Annotated in this window: 14 protein-coding genes; 8 read left to right on the top strand and 6 right to left on the bottom strand. The window is 60.3% G+C overall.

All coding sequences use genetic code 11. From position 1 onward, the window contains the following. Nucleotides 1–12 precede the first annotated feature (12 nt). Nucleotides 13–735, top strand: a complete 723-nt coding sequence (gene phoU, locus AC0J1C_RS16205; protein WP_473044807.1) for a phosphate signaling complex protein PhoU — start codon at nt 13–15, stop codon at nt 733–735. A 338-nt stretch (nt 736–1,073) separates the two neighbouring features. Here phoU and AC0J1C_RS16200 read toward each other — a convergent pair whose 3' ends face one another. The 5 genes from AC0J1C_RS16200 to mnmH form a co-directional block, all read right to left on the bottom strand. Beyond that, nucleotides 1,074–1,439, bottom strand: a complete 366-nt coding sequence (locus AC0J1C_RS16200) for a histidine triad nucleotide-binding protein (protein ID WP_091988532.1) — start codon at nt 1,437–1,439, stop codon at nt 1,074–1,076. A gap of 33 nt (nt 1,440–1,472) precedes the next feature. After that, nucleotides 1,473–2,768, bottom strand: a complete 1,296-nt coding sequence (locus AC0J1C_RS16195; protein ID WP_473044805.1) for an FAD-dependent monooxygenase — start codon at nt 2,766–2,768, stop codon at nt 1,473–1,475. Nucleotides 2,769–2,850: 82 nt separating this feature from the next. Next, nucleotides 2,851–3,408: an aminoacyl-tRNA deacylase gene (locus tag AC0J1C_RS16190; RefSeq protein ID WP_375193869.1), complete on the bottom strand. Its 558-nt coding sequence runs from the start codon at nt 3,406–3,408 to the stop codon at nt 2,851–2,853. A gap of 161 nt (nt 3,409–3,569) precedes the next feature. Continuing rightward, nucleotides 3,570–4,403: a mechanosensitive ion channel family protein gene (locus tag AC0J1C_RS16185; RefSeq protein ID WP_375193870.1), complete on the bottom strand. Its 834-nt coding sequence runs from the start codon at nt 4,401–4,403 to the stop codon at nt 3,570–3,572. Nucleotides 4,404–4,544: 141 nt separating this feature from the next. Continuing rightward, a complete protein-coding gene (mnmH, locus tag AC0J1C_RS16180; protein WP_473044804.1) occupies nt 4,545–5,648 on the bottom strand; it encodes a tRNA 2-selenouridine(34) synthase MnmH in 1,104 nt (367 codons plus the stop codon). A 119-nt stretch (nt 5,649–5,767) separates the two neighbouring features. Here mnmH and AC0J1C_RS16175 point away from each other — a divergent pair, with 119 nt between their 5' ends. Continuing rightward, nucleotides 5,768–6,421 carry a class I SAM-dependent methyltransferase gene (locus AC0J1C_RS16175; protein ID WP_473044803.1) on the top strand — a complete coding sequence of 218 codons (654 nt, stop codon included), beginning with the start codon at nt 5,768–5,770 and terminating at the stop codon, nt 6,419–6,421. Nucleotides 6,422–6,847: 426 nt separating this feature from the next. Here AC0J1C_RS16175 and AC0J1C_RS16170 read toward each other — a convergent pair whose 3' ends face one another. Continuing rightward, nucleotides 6,848–7,279 carry a VanZ family protein gene (locus AC0J1C_RS16170; RefSeq protein ID WP_473044802.1) on the bottom strand — a complete coding sequence of 144 codons (432 nt, stop codon included), beginning with the start codon at nt 7,277–7,279 and terminating at the stop codon, nt 6,848–6,850. Nucleotides 7,280–7,377: 98 nt separating this feature from the next. On the opposite strand from AC0J1C_RS16170, the gene cysZ reads away from it, so the two are divergent. From cysZ to AC0J1C_RS16140, 6 genes are all read left to right on the top strand, one after another. Continuing rightward, nucleotides 7,378–8,127, top strand: coding sequence for a sulfate transporter CysZ (gene cysZ, locus AC0J1C_RS16165; protein WP_375193877.1), 750 nt, complete (start codon nt 7,378–7,380; stop codon nt 8,125–8,127). A gap of 22 nt (nt 8,128–8,149) precedes the next feature. Beyond that, nucleotides 8,150–11,011, top strand: coding sequence for an RNA polymerase-associated protein RapA (rapA, locus tag AC0J1C_RS16160; protein ID WP_473044801.1), 2,862 nt, complete (start codon nt 8,150–8,152; stop codon nt 11,009–11,011). 128 nt (nt 11,012–11,139) lie between these two features. Next, complete coding sequence (locus tag AC0J1C_RS16155; RefSeq protein ID WP_473044800.1) at nt 11,140–13,590, top strand: acyl-CoA dehydrogenase; 2,451 nt, start codon at nt 11,140–11,142, stop codon at nt 13,588–13,590. 16 nt (nt 13,591–13,606) lie between these two features. After that, complete coding sequence (gene crcB / locus AC0J1C_RS16150; protein ID WP_375193876.1) at nt 13,607–13,987, top strand: fluoride efflux transporter CrcB; 381 nt, start codon at nt 13,607–13,609, stop codon at nt 13,985–13,987. Between the two features lie 240 nt (nt 13,988–14,227). Next, nucleotides 14,228–14,434: a cold-shock protein gene (locus tag AC0J1C_RS16145; RefSeq protein ID WP_008172950.1), complete on the top strand. Its 207-nt coding sequence runs from the start codon at nt 14,228–14,230 to the stop codon at nt 14,432–14,434. 101 nt (nt 14,435–14,535) lie between these two features. Then, nucleotides 14,536–15,785 (top strand): IS3 family transposase gene (locus AC0J1C_RS16140; RefSeq protein WP_473044084.1). Its coding sequence is split into 2 segments (ribosomal slippage): nt 14,536–14,890 and nt 14,890–15,785, totalling 1,251 coding nucleotides; the frame shifts between segments, so codons are not numbered across the junction. The last annotated feature ends 80 nt before the right edge of the window (nt 15,786–15,865 follow it).

The following is a 15,865-nucleotide window of genomic DNA, read 5'->3' as shown; positions in this document are numbered from 1 at the left end:
GAGAAGAACAGTATGCCAACGAAGAAGGACGACGTTTACGGAGATCACATCTCCCACAAGTTCAATGATGAACTCATGGCGCTCAAGACCGAGTTCCTGAAAATGGGCGGCATGGTGGAAGCTCAGGTTGAGAACGCGATTCAGGCCCTGGTTGACGGTGATGGCCACATGGCCGATGAAATCCGCGCCAACGACAAGAAAGTCGACCGGATGGAGATCGAGATCGATGAGGAGGCCACGCTGATCATCGCCCGCCGCCAGCCGACTGCGCGGGATCTGCGGTTGGTCATTTCGGTGATCAAGATGGTGGCCGACCTGGAGCGGGTCGGTGACGAGGCCAAGAAAATCGCCAAGCTGGCCATTAAACTGCAGGAAGAAGGCCAGGCCCCCCGAGGCTACGTGGAGGTTCGCCACATTGGCACCCACGTGCTCAGCATGCTCCACGATGCCCTCGATTCCTTCGCCCGCCTGGATTCCGAGCAGGCGTTGCGGATCATGAAGGAAGACAAGCGCGTTGACGAGGAGTATCAGGCAGCGGCTCGTACGCTGCTGACGTTCATGATGGAAGACACCCGCAACATTTCACGGTGCATGTCGGTGATGTGGGTACTGCGCGCCCTGGAGCGCGTGGGCGATCACGCCTGCAACATCGCTGAGAACGTGATCTTCATGGTCAAAGGCGAGGACGTTCGGCACACGCCGGTGGAGGAAGCCGAGAAAGTCGTCGGCCGCTGATTTTTTGCTTCGGCGGAAGCAAGCGGGCCGGTAGTGCTGTTTGGGACACGCTCAAGGCATCCATGCGCGCTTAGCTTTCGCCATCCATGGCGAAAGATAGTCCCAAACAGCACTACCGGCCCACTCGCCCAGAGCTGGGTGCTGCTTCTCAGTCAGTCTTGGTTGTTCATAGCAGTTAATGAGCTCGCCTAACTCCTACGTTCGCCTGGCCGGCGTGTGGTGGGGCTTTCCGGGACTGTCTTTCGCCATGGATGGCGAAAGTCAAGCGACCAGGGACGGCTCGAGCGGGTCCCGGAAAGCCCCACCACATGGCGGTCCTCCTCCCAGGCCAAAAACAGTCAGGCCTGCTTCATCTTATCGGTATAAGGCGGCCATCCCAGCGGCTTGCCGGCCAGTACATGCAGGTGGATGTGGAAGACCGTCTGGCCCGAATTTTCGCCGCAGTTCATCACCACTCGATAGCCGTCGTCGGCAAATCCCTGCTCTTTGGCAATTTTTGCCGCCACCACATACAGGTGCCCGACCAGTTCGCGGTCATCTTCGGTGATGTCGTTGATGGTGGCGATGGGCTTCTTGGGGATGACCAGGAAATGCACCGGCGCCTGAGGGTTGATGTCGCTGAACGCCAGGCTGAGGTCGTCCTCGTAGAGGATGTCGGCGGGGATTTCCCGGTTGATGATCTTGGTGAAAATCGTCTCTGACATACGGGCTCCTTGGTGTTTGTTCGGGTTGTCGGGTTACAACTGGCCCAGGCCGGGTAACCGGGCGGCGAGCTGTCGCACAACGGCTGGCAGTTCGTCGTCGATGCCCATGGCGTACCGTGCTACCCGGTTGCGGGCGAAGGGCAGGGCGCGGGCAGCGCCCAGGCCCAGGTTTCTCAGCAGGTGCACGGGCGGTATCCGGTTACTGAACAGATGGTAAAACAGGTCCATGGTCATCATCATCCGGCGGTTGGCAGGTCGGCGCTGCTGTTCGTAGCGGGCCAGCCAGCGTTCGGAGGAAAGGTCGTCGCCGGCCCGTTTGGCTTCACGCAGTAGCATCTGCAGGCACTGGGCGTCCTGGAAGCCCAGGTTGACCCCCTGGCCGGCCAGGGGGTTGATGGTGTGCGCGGCATCGCCGGCCAGAACCACGCGGCCCGCGAAATAGTGTTTGGCATGCTGGCGGGCAATGGGGAAGGAGGCTTTCCGGTCGATATGCGTGAGCGGTGGCAAGTCAGCCGGGAAACCGGACTGGATCTCCGCCATCAGCTCGGCGTCGTCCAGTGATTTCAGGCGGGCCAGTTCATCCGGTGCGTCGTACCAGACCAGCGAGGCCCAGCTTTCGCCCGGGTGGTTGTCGCCGGCGGTGTGCAGGGGCAGGAAGGCTCTGGGCCCGCTGGGGAGGAAGCCCTGCCAGGTGATGTCTTCCACCGGCCCCTGATAGCGCACCGAAATCACCATGGCCTGCTGGCTGTACTGGTTGCGGGTGGTGCCGATGCCCGCCAGTTCCCGGACCCTGGAACGGGCGCCGTCGGCACCGATAATCAGGGCGGCAGTCAGCGTCTGGCCGTCGTCCAGGGTGACCGTCGCCGAGTGCTCGTCCTGCTGCAGCGACGCCACGCCCTGGCCATGGATGAGCGTAACCGAGGGCTGCGCCTCGGCACTCTGCCACAGCGCCTGCTGGGTAATGGCGTTTTCGACAATGTGGCCCAGATGCGGCGCGCCAAGCTCGCTGGCATCGAACGCCACTTCAGCCAGGCGACCGGGAATCAGGGTCTGCAGGGGATGACGGGTTTCGTCCCAGACCGCCAGCCGTCGATAGGGGGTGGCGCGCATCTGTCGAATGGCTTGCCAGGCGCCGAGGCTATCCAGGTAACGCTCACTGCCAGCACTCAGGGCCGAGACCCGAATGTCCGGGCGTTCGTCTGGATTGAACAAGGGGGGCGGTGCGCGGTCCACCACGGCCACACTGAATCCGGCCTGGCCAAGACCGGTGGCCAGGGCAGCGCCTACCATACCGGCGCCGACCACCACGATATCAAAGGCTTGAGTCATATCGGTTTCCTGTCTGATGCGCCCAGTTTACGCGATGACGGCGGCCAGACAAGAGACCGGTTTCAAGCCGGTACAGCCAGGCTCAGTAACCGGCTGCGCCGGACACCCGCTCCTTGGCCACCTGTTCCGGCTGCCGGCGCCCCTTGGCCAGCCAGGCGGGCTTCTGGGCTCCGGGTTTGGTGAAACCCTGGTTAAGTACCATGGGCTGCACAAGCGACAGGAAGTCGCTGGTTTTCATATGCACGGATTCGGTGTGACTGCCGGCGGCAAAGGCCAGCTCCGGTTGTTCCGTCAGGACTTCGGCGCAGTAGACCGTCATGCCGAAGAGATTGCCGAACGGGGGCATGGCCCCGACTTCGCAGTCCGGGAAACGATCCTGGAATTCCTGTTCATCGGCCAGATCAACGAAATCGGTGTCGAGTATCCGCGATAGTCTGTCCCAGCGGATGCGCCAGGTGGCGGGCATCACCAGCATGGCCATCTTGCCATCCAGCTCTATGATCACGGTTTTCACCACGCGGTCGCCGGCGATCTTCACATGGTGAGCCAGTTCCTGGGCAGTGAACGCGGGGGGATGGGACAGGCACATATACTCCACGCCTGCTTCGTCGAGGAATTCCTTCAACTGCTGTACCGGCATAGTGACAACCTCCTACCAGCAATGACAGCGTTCCGGAGCCTGTGATGGTTCAGGTGCCTGGCCCCGATGGGCTGGTGGGGCGCGATGGCCCCACCATTACTGCTCAGCTTAGTTGAGGTTACGCAGTTTGCGAGTAACCGGATGTATCAATGAGAAACCGATCACTCGTGCTTGTAGAGATGCACGTCCCGCTGCGGGAACGGAATGGTGATGTCTTCCTTGTCGAAGGCTTTCTTCACGCGCTCGTGCATGTCCCAGTAGACCGGCCAGAGATCGTCGGTCTTGGTCCACGGGCGCACGATGATGTTCACCGAGTTGTCACCCAGTGAGCCCACCGAAATTCTCGGCGCCGGCTCCGGCAGAACCCGCTCGTCTTCATCCAGCAGCTGTTTGATCACGGCCCGTGCCTTGTCGATGTCGTCGCTGTAGGAAATGCCGAAGGTCATGTCGCAACGACGGGTGTCGTAGAAGCTGACATTCACCAGCGTGGCATTGGACAGGCTGCCGTTGGGGATGACGATACGGCGGTTGTCGAAGGTGTCGACGATGGTATACAGAATGCTGATTTCGCGAACAGCGCCCAGGTAGCCCTGGGCTTCAATGGTGTCGCCCACCTTGAACGGCTTGAAGATCAGGATGAGCACCCCGCCTGCGAAATTACCCAGGCTGCCCTGCAGCGCCAGGCCAACGGCCAGGCCGGCGGCACCGATGATGGCCACGAACGAGGTGGTGGCAATGCCAACCATGGAGGCCACGGAAATCAACAGCAGGATCTTGAGAATGGCGCCGATCAGGCCGCACAGGAACTTGTTAAGCGTCGGATCCTTCTTGCCGAGCTTGTTGTCCAGCACGCCCACGAAGCGGTTGATCAGCCACAGACCAACGACCAGCGTGACAACCGCCAACACCACCTTCGGGGCGTAGGTCATCACCAGGGCCATGGCCTGGTTCATGAGTTCCGAGGCACTGCCATCAGCGCCGAAAAGGTTTTCCATGGAGGACTCCTTGTTCATTGGTGTTTTTCATAAGTGTTCGAGAAACCGACAAAATCCTGCAGCCAGCTGATTTGCCATCCACTTGTTATAGCAGACGAGTATGTACTTTGTCTGGCGCAGGCCCTTTTTATGCCCGGGAGTCTACGTGCCCGAGTGAGCGTTGGCCCAGTCGGTAAGGGCCCGGGGGCCTCCGCGGACAAGAATCCGGCCTTCCTTCTGGCTCAGCTGGTAGTCGTACATGGGGTCGTAATAATCCCGCAGAAGGGCCTCAATCCAGGCGTTGTGACCCTGCACCTGGCCATCCAGCTGCTGTTGCTCGAGGGCCTGTTCCATCAGCGCCCGGAGCTCCCGGTGACGTTCCCCACCCAGACGTTTGCGAATCCGGTCCAGGGCACTGAGCAGGTAATCCCGGAAATTGAGCCAGCCGGCCTCCGGGCCGTCGCGTTCGGTGTAATCCGCGAGCATGCCTTCCACATAGTCTTCACGGATGATAGCCACGCGCTCGTCCATGGGTTGTTCCAGGATCATCAGGGGGGAGGCGGCCATACGCGCCCTCAGCGATTCGGGCAGGGCACAGCGGCCTACCAGGCGGCTTTCGTCTTCCAGGTAGATGGGGCCGCCCACGAGGTGGTGGGCCTTGAGCATCGCGACTGCCAACCGGTTCTCGAAGTCGATCTGCGAGGGCTGTGGCGTCACCTGCCGTCCGAAACTGGATCCGCGGTGATTGGCCAGGCCTTCCAGGTCCACCGGGTTGGGGAGTTGTCTGAGAACCCGGGTCTTGCCGGTGCCGGTGCGGCCGCTGACGATCCGGAAATTGCCGGATTCGATCCGGGCCTCAAGGCTGTCAATCAGGAAGCGGCGCAGGGCCTTGTAGCCGCCCTTGACCAGCGGGTAATTGATGCCGGCGTCCCGGATCCATTGCTGGGTCAGCCGCGACCTCAAGCCGCCGCGGAAACAGAACAGGTAACCGTCGGGGTGCTGAGCGACAAACCGTTTCCAGGCTTCGATGCGCTGGGCCTTGATGTCACCGGAAACCAGCTGGTGCCCCAGCTCGATGGCTTTGTCCTGGCCCTTTTCCTTGTAGCAGATGCCGACCCGATGGCGTTCTTCGTCGTTCATCAGCGGCGCGTTGGTGGCGCTGGGAAAGCTGCCGCGGGAATACTCCACCGGTGCCCGAACGTCCAGCAGGGGGGTGTCGTTCAGGAACAGGGCGAGGTAGTCGTCGGTGTCGGGTCTGCTTGCCATGTCAGGGTCTGGATGGTTATCAATTGAAGGCGGGCAGTATAGCGAAAACCGGCCAATTCTGCTCACACCCGGCGGGGTGGGCTACAATACCCGGCTTTCCGGAACCGGGAGTGGAAAACATGTGGACACAGCGCCTGAATCACCATCTGCGTCAGACCCTCACGCGTGGTCGTGTGGCGGTCTCCCACCCGGCCGGCTGCCCGCAGATTGCCCTGTACCTGTTTGACCCCGGAGTGCTCGAGGGACCGCTATCCCACGAGGAAGCCCAGGCGGTGGTGGCGGAGCCCGCGTACTGGTCCTTTTGCTGGGCCAGTGGCCAGGTATTGGCGCAGTGGATCCTGGATAACCCGCACTGGGTGGCGGGCAAGCGGGTACTGGATTTCGGCTCGGGGTCCGGTGTTGGGGCTGTTGCCTCGGCCCTGGCCGGGGCCCGTCAGGCGATTGCCTGCGACACCGACCCGGCTGCCCTGGACGCCGCCCGGGCGAACGCGGAACTCAATGGTGTTGAGATCGGCCTGTGTGACGATTGGGATAACCGACCCGCCGGGCTGGATGTCGTGACCGCTGCCGATGTGTTGTACGATCCGGAGAACCGGCCCCTGCTGGGTGTGTTTCGTGAATCGGCGGGACGGGTTCTTCTGGCGGATTCCCGAATGAAGGTGCTTGGTGACGACGGCTACCACAAGCAGGCAACCATCGAGGCCCGGACCTGGCCGGACTTGCATGAATTCGAGGAGTTTAATCGGGTGCGGATCTACCTGGCCGGCGAGTGAACCCGGGGGTATTGAAAAAAATAAAGGGCAACGTGTAGTTGCCCTTTCGGAACAGGTCGGCGCCTCCTTGCGCATTGGGCAACAGCCGTGTTGCCAGATCCCTATGCCACTCCCTGGTGCCAGCCTCCGAGCCGGCAATCCGAATAGTTATCCCTTAAGCGAGGCGTCCCTGTGTCCTTGCCTCTCCCTGCACTCCGTGCCGGGGAGCATCCAATGCGGCGTCCTTTTCCCTGTCATCCCTGACGTAAACACTATAACAATCGGCTTTTGACAATCGTGTGAACTGTGCACCCTTGCTCGCACCTTGCTCAGCCCTGAAATCCAATAAAATATGGTTATCAACAGGTTAGGTTTTCTTTTAGGGGCATCGGTTCTGCGCGCGTACGCGATAACACTGTGGGATCGCACACGCTTGTAGGAAATGTCTCACAAAGATTCGGGCGATCGTCTCAAGTCCGAGGCTTTGGTGCTGCGAACGCCGGGCCAGGGCAGCAGGCCGATGACGATACCCGCGCCGTCTGCTGCCAGATCGGCCAGGGAGAAATCCCGGTACGGCAGGGTCGCCTGGACCAGTTCGATGGCCAGGCCAAAGAACAGAAGACCCGGCACGAACCAGCGGGCACCCAGTTCGGGCCAGGCCAGGCGCGTCAGAATGGTGAGCTCGGCAAACGCGATCAGGTGGTTGATTTTGTCGCTGGGTGCCGACGGCACCGGGTACGGGTTGGCGGTGGTGGCGAGGAACGCAATGGCGACCAGCGAGAGTACCAGGGCGCCACGCCAGAGTGGCCGGCAGTTCAGTACCCGGTTCAGCGTGGATCGAAGTCGGTGTCGGTCTGCTTGCGGACGGTTTACTGCCATGTCTGGGAAGTCCTGGGTGCGCGCGGGCTGTGGGAACGGTATCAACATGATATGCTTTGCGGCCCGTCAATGTCATGGAAGCGGAGGTCCTGCCGGCGATGCTCAAGGGTAACTTTTTTCGTGGATTGGGCTACCTGGGTGAAGGTTTCCGACTGATCCGGCAGCCGGGTCTTCGGTTGTTCGTGATCATACCGCTGGTCATCAACATTCTGCTCTTCGGTCTTCTGTTCGTGTTCCTTGGTGAGCTTTTCGCTGGCCTGATTGCCGCTGCCATGGCCTGGCTGCCGGACTGGGCCTGGTTGCAGTCGCTGGACTGGCTGTTCTGGATTCTGTACGGGGCGGTGATCGTGCTGATGCTGGCCTACGGCTTCGTGATTGTTGCCAATCTGATTGGCTCACCCTTTTACGGGTATCTCGCCGAGCTGACCGAGAAACATCTGACCGGCCAGGAAGTCAGTACCGATGAAAGCTGGGCGGCTATTATCAAGGACATCCCCCGGGCCCTCTGGCGGGAAGTACAGAAGATTCTTTATTACCTGCCCCGCGCCATCGGATTGCTGATCATCGGCCTGATTCCTGTGGTCAACCTGGTGGCCGCCGTGCTGTGGTTCCTGTTTAACAGCTGGATGATGGCGTTGCAGTACGTGGATTACCCGGCGGACAACCACAAGGTCAGCTTCCCGGCCCTGCGCCGTCTGCTGGGTGATACCCGGTTGTCAGCCTTCGGCTTCGGCCTGCCAGTGGCGCTGGCCGCCATGGTCCCGGTACTGAACCTGTTTGTGGTGCCGGCCGCTGTGTGCGGCGCTACGGCTTACTGGGTGCGTGAGAACGGCGCTACACGAACTTGATTGCTGTCTTTCTGGAGGTTTCTTGGATACATCGGAATTTGTGATCGGCCAGCGCTGGGTCAGTCACAGCGATACCGCACTTGGCCTGGGCATTGTGACCGACATCTCCGGTCGTCGCGTCACCCTCGGCTTTCCTGCCGCCGATGAAGAGCGCACCTACGCCATTGATAATGCGCCTCTGTCCCGCATCATCTACCAGATAGGTGAGCAGATCGAAACCTTTGACGGCACCCGGTATATCGTGCGAGCGGTGGAAGATCGCGGCGGGGTGCTGATCTATCACGGCGACAACGGAGGCGACCTGCAGGAGATCTCCGAGGTGAAGCTGGCCGGATCGGTCAACTTCTCGGCGCCGCACCAGCGCCTGTTTGCCGGCCAGTTCGATCGCAATGGCGCTTTTCGCCTACGATACGCCACCCTTCAGCACATGGACCGCCTGCGGGCGTCGCCTGCCCAGGGACTCATTGGCGCGCGAACCCAGCATCTGGCCCACCAGATCTACATCGCCCACGAAGTGGCCCGCCGGCATGCCCCTCGGGTGCTGCTTGCCGACGAAGTGGGCCTGGGCAAGACCATCGAGGCCGGCCTGATCCTGCACTATCAGTTGCAGACCGGACTGGCCAAGCGGGCCCTGATCGTGGTGCCGGACTCGCTGACGCACCAGTGGCTGGTGGAAATGCTTCGGCGTTTCAACCTGCGCTTTTCCATTGTCGATCAGAGTCGTTACGACGCCCTCAAGGAGGACGAAGACGATGTCGATGCCCTGGTGAACCATGTGTTCGGCGATTCGCTCTCGGTCAACCCGTTCGAAAGTGAGCAACTGGTGTTGTGCAGCCTGGATTTCCTGGTGAACAGTGAGCAGGCCCGTGACGATGTTCTGCAGGCGGACTGGGATCTGAGCATTGTTGACGAGGCCCACCATCTGGTCTGGAGCCCGGAACAGCCGAGTCTGGAATATCAGGTGGTCGAGCAGTTGTCTGCGAGGAGTCGCGGTCTGCTGTTGCTGACCGCGACGCCTGAACAGGTGGGCGTGGCCAGCCACTTTGCCCGGCTGCGTCTTCTGGATCCCGCACGGTTCCACGATCTGGAGGCTTTCCGGGAGCAGGAGCAGCACTACGAACTGATCAATCAGGTGGTCCGCCGTCTCCAGGATCCAGGCAGTGACATTGGCGAGGACGACCGTGAACGCTTGCGCCAGTGGCTGGGTGATGAGCTGGATCAGCTGCTGGCGGGCAACAATCCGCGCCAGTCGGTGATCGATGCGTTGCTGGATCGTCACGGTACAGGCCGTGTGCTGTTCCGCAATACCCGGGCGGCGGTCCAGGGCTTCCCAGAGCGTGTCCCTGAGCCTGTTTCCCTGCCATGCCCGTCCATGTACGAGTCTCGGGCCTGGGGTGTGGCCGGGCTGGCGCCGGAGCAACAGGTGCCGGAGGAACAGTGGCTGGCGGAGGATCCCCGGGTGGCCTGGCTGGAGAAAACCCTGGTAAGCCTGCGGCCTGCGAAAGTGGTTGTGATCTGCGCCCGGGCAGAGACGGCCATGGCCCTCGAACACTACCTGCAGCTGCGCGCCGGTATTCGCAGTGCCGCGTTCCATGAACACCTGAGCCTACTGGAGCGGGACCGGGCTGCCGCGTATTTTGCCGACAGTGAACAGGGCGCCCAGGCGCTGATCTGCTCCGAGATTGGCAGCGAGGGCCGCAACTTCCAGTTTGCCCATCATCTGGTGCTGTTCGACCTTCCCGCCAACCCGGACCTGCTGGAGCAGCGCATCGGTCGACTGGACCGCATAGGCCAGACCGAACGCATCCGCATTCATATACCTTATCTGGCGGGAACCAGCCAGGAAGTCCAGTTCCGCTGGTTCCACGAGGGGCTCAGTGCCTTCGCCGAAAGCTGCGCGGTGGGCGTGACTGTTCAGGAAACGGTGCAGGATCTGTGGCAGCAGGCAATTGACGGCGACCAGGAAGCCGTTGCCGGGCTGGTGGAGGCATCGGCCTCGGAAACCGCCCGGCTCAAAACCCTGTTGCAGAACGGCCGCGACGCCCTGATCGAGCTCAATTCCTGTCGACCAGAGGTGGCCGGAACGCTGATTGAGGCTATTGAAGCCGAAGAGGCCGAGGCCCCGGTGAGGGATTATATGATGCAGGCTTTTGACATTCTCGGAGTGGATGTGGAAGACCATGCCGAACACTCCGACATTCTGCGCCCGGGTGAGCAGTACCAGGCCGGCCATGTGGCCGAGCTGCCCGAGGATGGCATCACCGTTACCTGGAGCCGACAGAATGCGCTTGAGCGCGAGGATCTGGCCTTCATGAGCTGGGAGCATCCGATGGTGACCGGGGTGATGGACTCGGTCACCAGCTCGGGTCTGGGCAAGGCGGCGCTCGCCAGCCTGTCGGTCAAGGCGCTGCCACCGGGCACCCTGCTGATGGAAGCGCTGTTCACCGTACACTGCCCGGCACCCGAGGCGCTCCAGCTGACCCGTTACCTGCCGGTATCGCCCCTCCGGCTACTGGTGGATGTCAACGGCAAGGAGCTCTCGGCGGCGCTGCCTCACGAGCGACTCAACGAACTCTGTGCCAATATACGTCGGCGCACGGCCCAGGCCATCGTGCCGCAGATCCGGCCCCAGGTAGAGACCATGGTGGATCATGTGGAGCGCCTGTCCGGGCCCCATCTGGAGCCTCTGAAAGCGCAAGCGCTGGAACAGCTGTCGGCTCGTTTCGAGCCCGAGATCCGTCGCCTCGAGGCGCTCAGGAAGATCAACCCGACGGTGCGTGAGGAAGAAATCCAGTATTTCCGGGATCAGTTCGATTCGGCCCGCGAGGCGATTGGTCACGCCACCCTGGCACTGGAGGGTATTCGGGTAATTGTGACCCAGTAGTCATGGCTCAACAGTCGTAACCTGCTGACTCCCGGGCAGTTGCTGGCCAGTCATAATCTGATGCGGTACTGTGGGCGTACCTACTTTAGTCTAAGAGCTTCACTAACCATGGATGACAGAGAGAACCTATGATGACTTTCATTCTGTTTGTCGCGGCGCTGGCCGGCCTGTTGATCGTGATGCGGCGCGAGGCTGGTGCCAAATCGGCCATTGGCGTTCTGCTGGTTACCGGCCTCCTGTCCCTGTTCTTCGCCTCAGGATGGCTGGCGCTGATACTGCTTGCCGGCGCAGCGGTAACCGCCGCCGCTGGCCTGCCTGGCTTTCGCCAGAGCTGGCTTACTCCGCGTATTTTTGCCACCTTCAAGAAGGTGGCGCCCCGGGTATCCGATACCGAGAAGGTGGCGCTGGAAGCCGGCACCGTGGGCTGGGACGGTGAACTGTTCACCGGCCGTCCGGACTGGCACAACCTGCTGATCAACCGGCATACCGGGTTGACCGAGGAAGAGCAGGCATTTGTTGACAACCAGTGCGCCCAGGCCATTGCCATGTGCAACGCCTGGGACGTGGCGGTGGAGCGTGCCGACCTGCCCAAGGAGCTCTGGGATTTCCTGAAGAAGGAAAAGTTCTTCGGCATGATCATCCCGAAGGAATACGGGGGCCTGGAATTCTCCGCCAAGGCCCAGACGGCGGTGTTGCAGAAGCTGGCAGCCAACGAATCGCTGATGGTGTCGGTAGGCGTGCCCAACTCCCTCGGCCCGGGCGAGCTGCTGGTCAAGTACGGTACCGAGGAACAGAAGAACCATTACCTGCCACGCCTGGCCGATGGCCGTGAAATTCCGTGTTTCGGGCTGACGGGCCCGAGGGCGGGGTCAGACGCCACATCGCTGCCGGATACCGGGATCGTGTGCAAACAGAAAGTCGGTGGCAAGGAAGTCGTCGGTATCCGCCTGAACTTCGAGAAGCGCTGGATTACCCTGGCGCCCATCGCCACGGTGGTGGGGCTGGCTTTCCGGATGTTCGATCCGGACGGCCTGCTCGGCGATACCAAGGATTACGGCATTACCTGCGCCCTGATTCCTCGTGACACCAAGGGCATGGAAATCGGTCGCCGCCACTGTCCCATTGGCAGTCCGTTCCTGAACGGGCCGATCAAGGGCAAGGACGTGTTCATTCCACTGGATTACATTATCGGTGGCGTGGATATGGCCGGCCAGGGCTGGCGCATGCTGGTTGAATGCCTGTCGGTGGGGCGTTGCATCACCCTGCCATCCGGCGCCGCGGGCGCCGCGGCCTATTCCGTTGGCACCGCCGGTGGCTTCACCCGCATTCGCCGCCAGTTCAATACCCCGGTGGCGGATATGGAAGGGGTGCAGGAACCCCTGGCCCGGATTGCGGCCAAGACCTACATTGCCCAGTCGGCGGTGAATCACACCGCCAACATGATCGACAAGGGCGAGAAGCCGTCAGTGCCCTCGGCAATCCTCAAGTATCACCTGACCGAGTTCCAGCGCGGTGTCCTCACTGACGCCATGGATGTGCACGGTGGCAAGACCGTGACCCTGGGGCCGCGCAACTACCTGGGCATTGGTTACAGTGGTGCTGCGGTCTCGATCACCGTGGAAGGCGCGAACATCATGACCCGCAGCCTGATGATCTTCGGCCAGGGCGCTATCCGCTGCCATCCCTATGTGCTGAAGGAACTGGCGGCGAAGGACAACGACGATATCGATGCCTTCGACGACGCTTTCTTCGGTCACGCCGGCCTGATCTTTGGGAATGCAGCCCGTGCCTTTACCCAGGCCCTGGGTCTTGGCCGTGCTGACGTGCCCTTCGACAGTGCCAGCCGGAAGTATGCCCAGGCGGTGTCGCGCTTCAGCGCGGCCTTCGGGCTGTGTTCAGACGCGGCCATGACCACTCTGGGCAGCGAACTGAAAATGCGCGAGCTGATCTCGGCACGTCTTGGCGACATGCTGTCCAACCTGTACTTGGCCTCCATGGTGCTCAAGAACTGGCACGAGACCCAGCCGGTGGAAGGTGAAAAGGAGGCGATGGAGTACAGTCTGGAGCTGCTGCTCTACCGCACCGAGAATGCTCTGGATGAATTCCTGCAGAACCTGCCCAACCGCGCCGTCGCTCTGGTGCTGCGGGCGGTAACCATGCCGCTGGGACGTCGCTGGGACAGCCCGCACGACGATCTGGCGCGCAAACTGGCCCGGGCCATCTCCACGGATACGCCGATTCGTAGCAAGCTGCTCGCCAGCGTCTGGACCACCAACGGCGAAGGCCCTGAGGATAACCCGGTGGCCACCTACAACAGCCTGCTCAAGGATTACGACAAGGCCGAGCAGCTGTACCGCAAGGCAACCAAGGCCTACGCCAAGGGCGAGCTGCCGATGACCGCACTGCATCCGGAAGAGCGCTTTGAAGCGGCGCTTGAGGCCGGCATCTTTACCAAGGAGGAGGCGGATTTCATGCGCCGGTATGAGGTTCAGGTGCTGGAGATGCTTACGGTCGACGACTTCGAGTTCAATGCCTTCGCGCAGAACAAGAAGTCAGTGATCAACCACAATCCGGCCTGATCGGAGGCTGATCGGGATGTGGTGGTCGGTATTCGCGGTCAGTGTTGGCGCTGTCATTGGCGCCAACCTCCGCTGGGCCCTGGGGTTGTGGCTGAACACCACCTACCACGCGGTGCCTTATGGCACCCTGGTGGCCAACCTCAGTGGTGGCTGGCTGATCGGTCTGCTGATCGGTTATTTCAGTCATGGCACCACGCTGGCCCCGGAATGGCGGCTGTTTGCCATCACCGGGCTGTGTGGTGCCCTGACCACCTTCTCGACCTTCTCCCTGGAAATGTTCGCGGCCATCCAGGAAGGCAAATGGGCCATGGCCCTGACCGGCATTCTCGCCCACGTGATCGGTTCCATCCTGATGACGGCACTGGGTCTGTACACCTTTACGTTGCTGAAGGGATGATGGGTACCTCTACCTACATGAATTATTGAAAAATACCCTTGGCAAGCCTCGGATTCAGGAGTAGAGTGCAAGGCGTAGGAAAGAATCAGTAAAGCATTTCATGAATAAGACGTACCTCCGTAGTTAGTAGTGACCGTCCTGTTTTTGATTCCGCGATTTCTGTTTTTCCGCAAAACGCCGACCCGGCACCATGGAGGTGCATGGCGGCAGATAATATGATTGATTTCAGGAAGTTTACGTATGTCTACTACTACCGGTACTGTTAAGTTCTTCAACGAAGCGAAAGGCTTTGGCTTTATCACTCGTGAAGGCGGCCCGGACGTTTTCGTTCACTACAGCGCTATTCAGGGCAGCGGTTTCAAGACTCTGGCTGAAGGCCAGCAGGTCGAGTTCACCGTTACCCAGGGCCAGAAAGGTCCTCAGGCGGAGAACGTTGTTGCCCTTTAATCCCTGAGGGATTCGGCAACATCCGCAAAAAGGCAGCTTCGGCTGCCTTTTTTTGTGGCCGTGACCCGTCCTGAAATACGTTGTCATCTGGAGATGCAGAGATGGACAACGTCACTCCCACCCGCAAGAAGCGCACGCAGCGTGATTACAACCTGGGCTTTAAATTAGCGGTTGTTGATCAGGTCGAAAAAGGCGAGCTCACCTATAAACAGGCCCAAAGGACCTACGGCATTCAAGGGCGCAGCACGGTTCTCACTTGGCTGCGCAAGCATGGTAGATTGGACTGGTCCCTGCCGAGGAACTCGCCCATGAACCGATCCCAGGAAACGCCCGAGCAGAAGATCAAGCGACTTGAAAAAGAGCTAGAAGATGAGCGTCTTCGCAATCTCCTGCTCAATGAGATGGTCGATATTATGGATCGGGAATACGGAGCCGGTCTGCGAAAAAAGTATTTATCCAAGGAGCGCGTACGCTGCAAGCAAAAGGCAAAGTAAGCCTGAGCAAAAGCTGCTCGCTCTTTGGAGTAACACGCCAGGCGGTTTATCAGCGTCTTCAGCGGCGGAGAAGGCGCCAAAGTGAGCTGGAGCCGGTTAAAGCGCTTGTGCAGCAGATTCGAAAACGATTGCCGCGACTGGGAACACGCAAGCTGTATTATCTGTTGCGCGAAGAATTTCAGGCCCTTGGCATCAAGCTGGGTCGAGATGGTTTGTTTGATTACCTGCGTCAGCACCAGTTACTGGTTCATCCGAAGAAAAACTATACGAAAACAACCGACAGCCGCCATTGGATGAGGAAGCATCCCAACCTGTTTGCAGGATGTGAGCTGCATCGTCCCGAGCAGGTCTTCGTGAGCGATATCACCTACGTCGAAACAGATGAGGGGGTGCATTATCTATCCCTGGTTACGGATGCCTTCTCACGCAAGATCATGGGCCATAACCTCAGTCACGAGATGAAAGCTTCCGATACCGTGGCCGCGCTGAACCAGGCCGTCCGTCATCGTATGACCGACCAACCCCTGATACATCATTCGGATCGAGGCATCCAATACTGCTCTTCTCTGTACCAAGGAGTGCTGCGGAAACATCAGATTCGGCCATCCATGACCGATGGGTATGATTGCTACCAGAATGCTCTTGCTGAGCGGATCAACGGCATCCTCAAGCAGGAGTTCCTGATCAATCGATGTCGAACCTTTGCCGAGTTGGGCGTACTGATCAAGGAGTCTGTTGATGCCTATAATACCTACAGGCCACACCTCAGCCTCGGCATGAAAACGCCACAAGAGGTACATGAAAAAGCCAGCACCCGAGGGGAGCTGGCTTCAACAAAAACCGTCAACGTATATTAGGACGGGTCACCGGCTATTGTCGGCCCCGTTGGCAGACTTTGTGATTCTGCCGCTGCCGTGTAAGCTTTTCACCCTGTCGC

This window comes from Marinobacter sp. E2 (assembly GCF_055755345.1).
The sequence above is the reverse complement of the archived record's forward strand: the minus strand, read 5'-3'. Positions and strand labels throughout refer to the sequence as shown.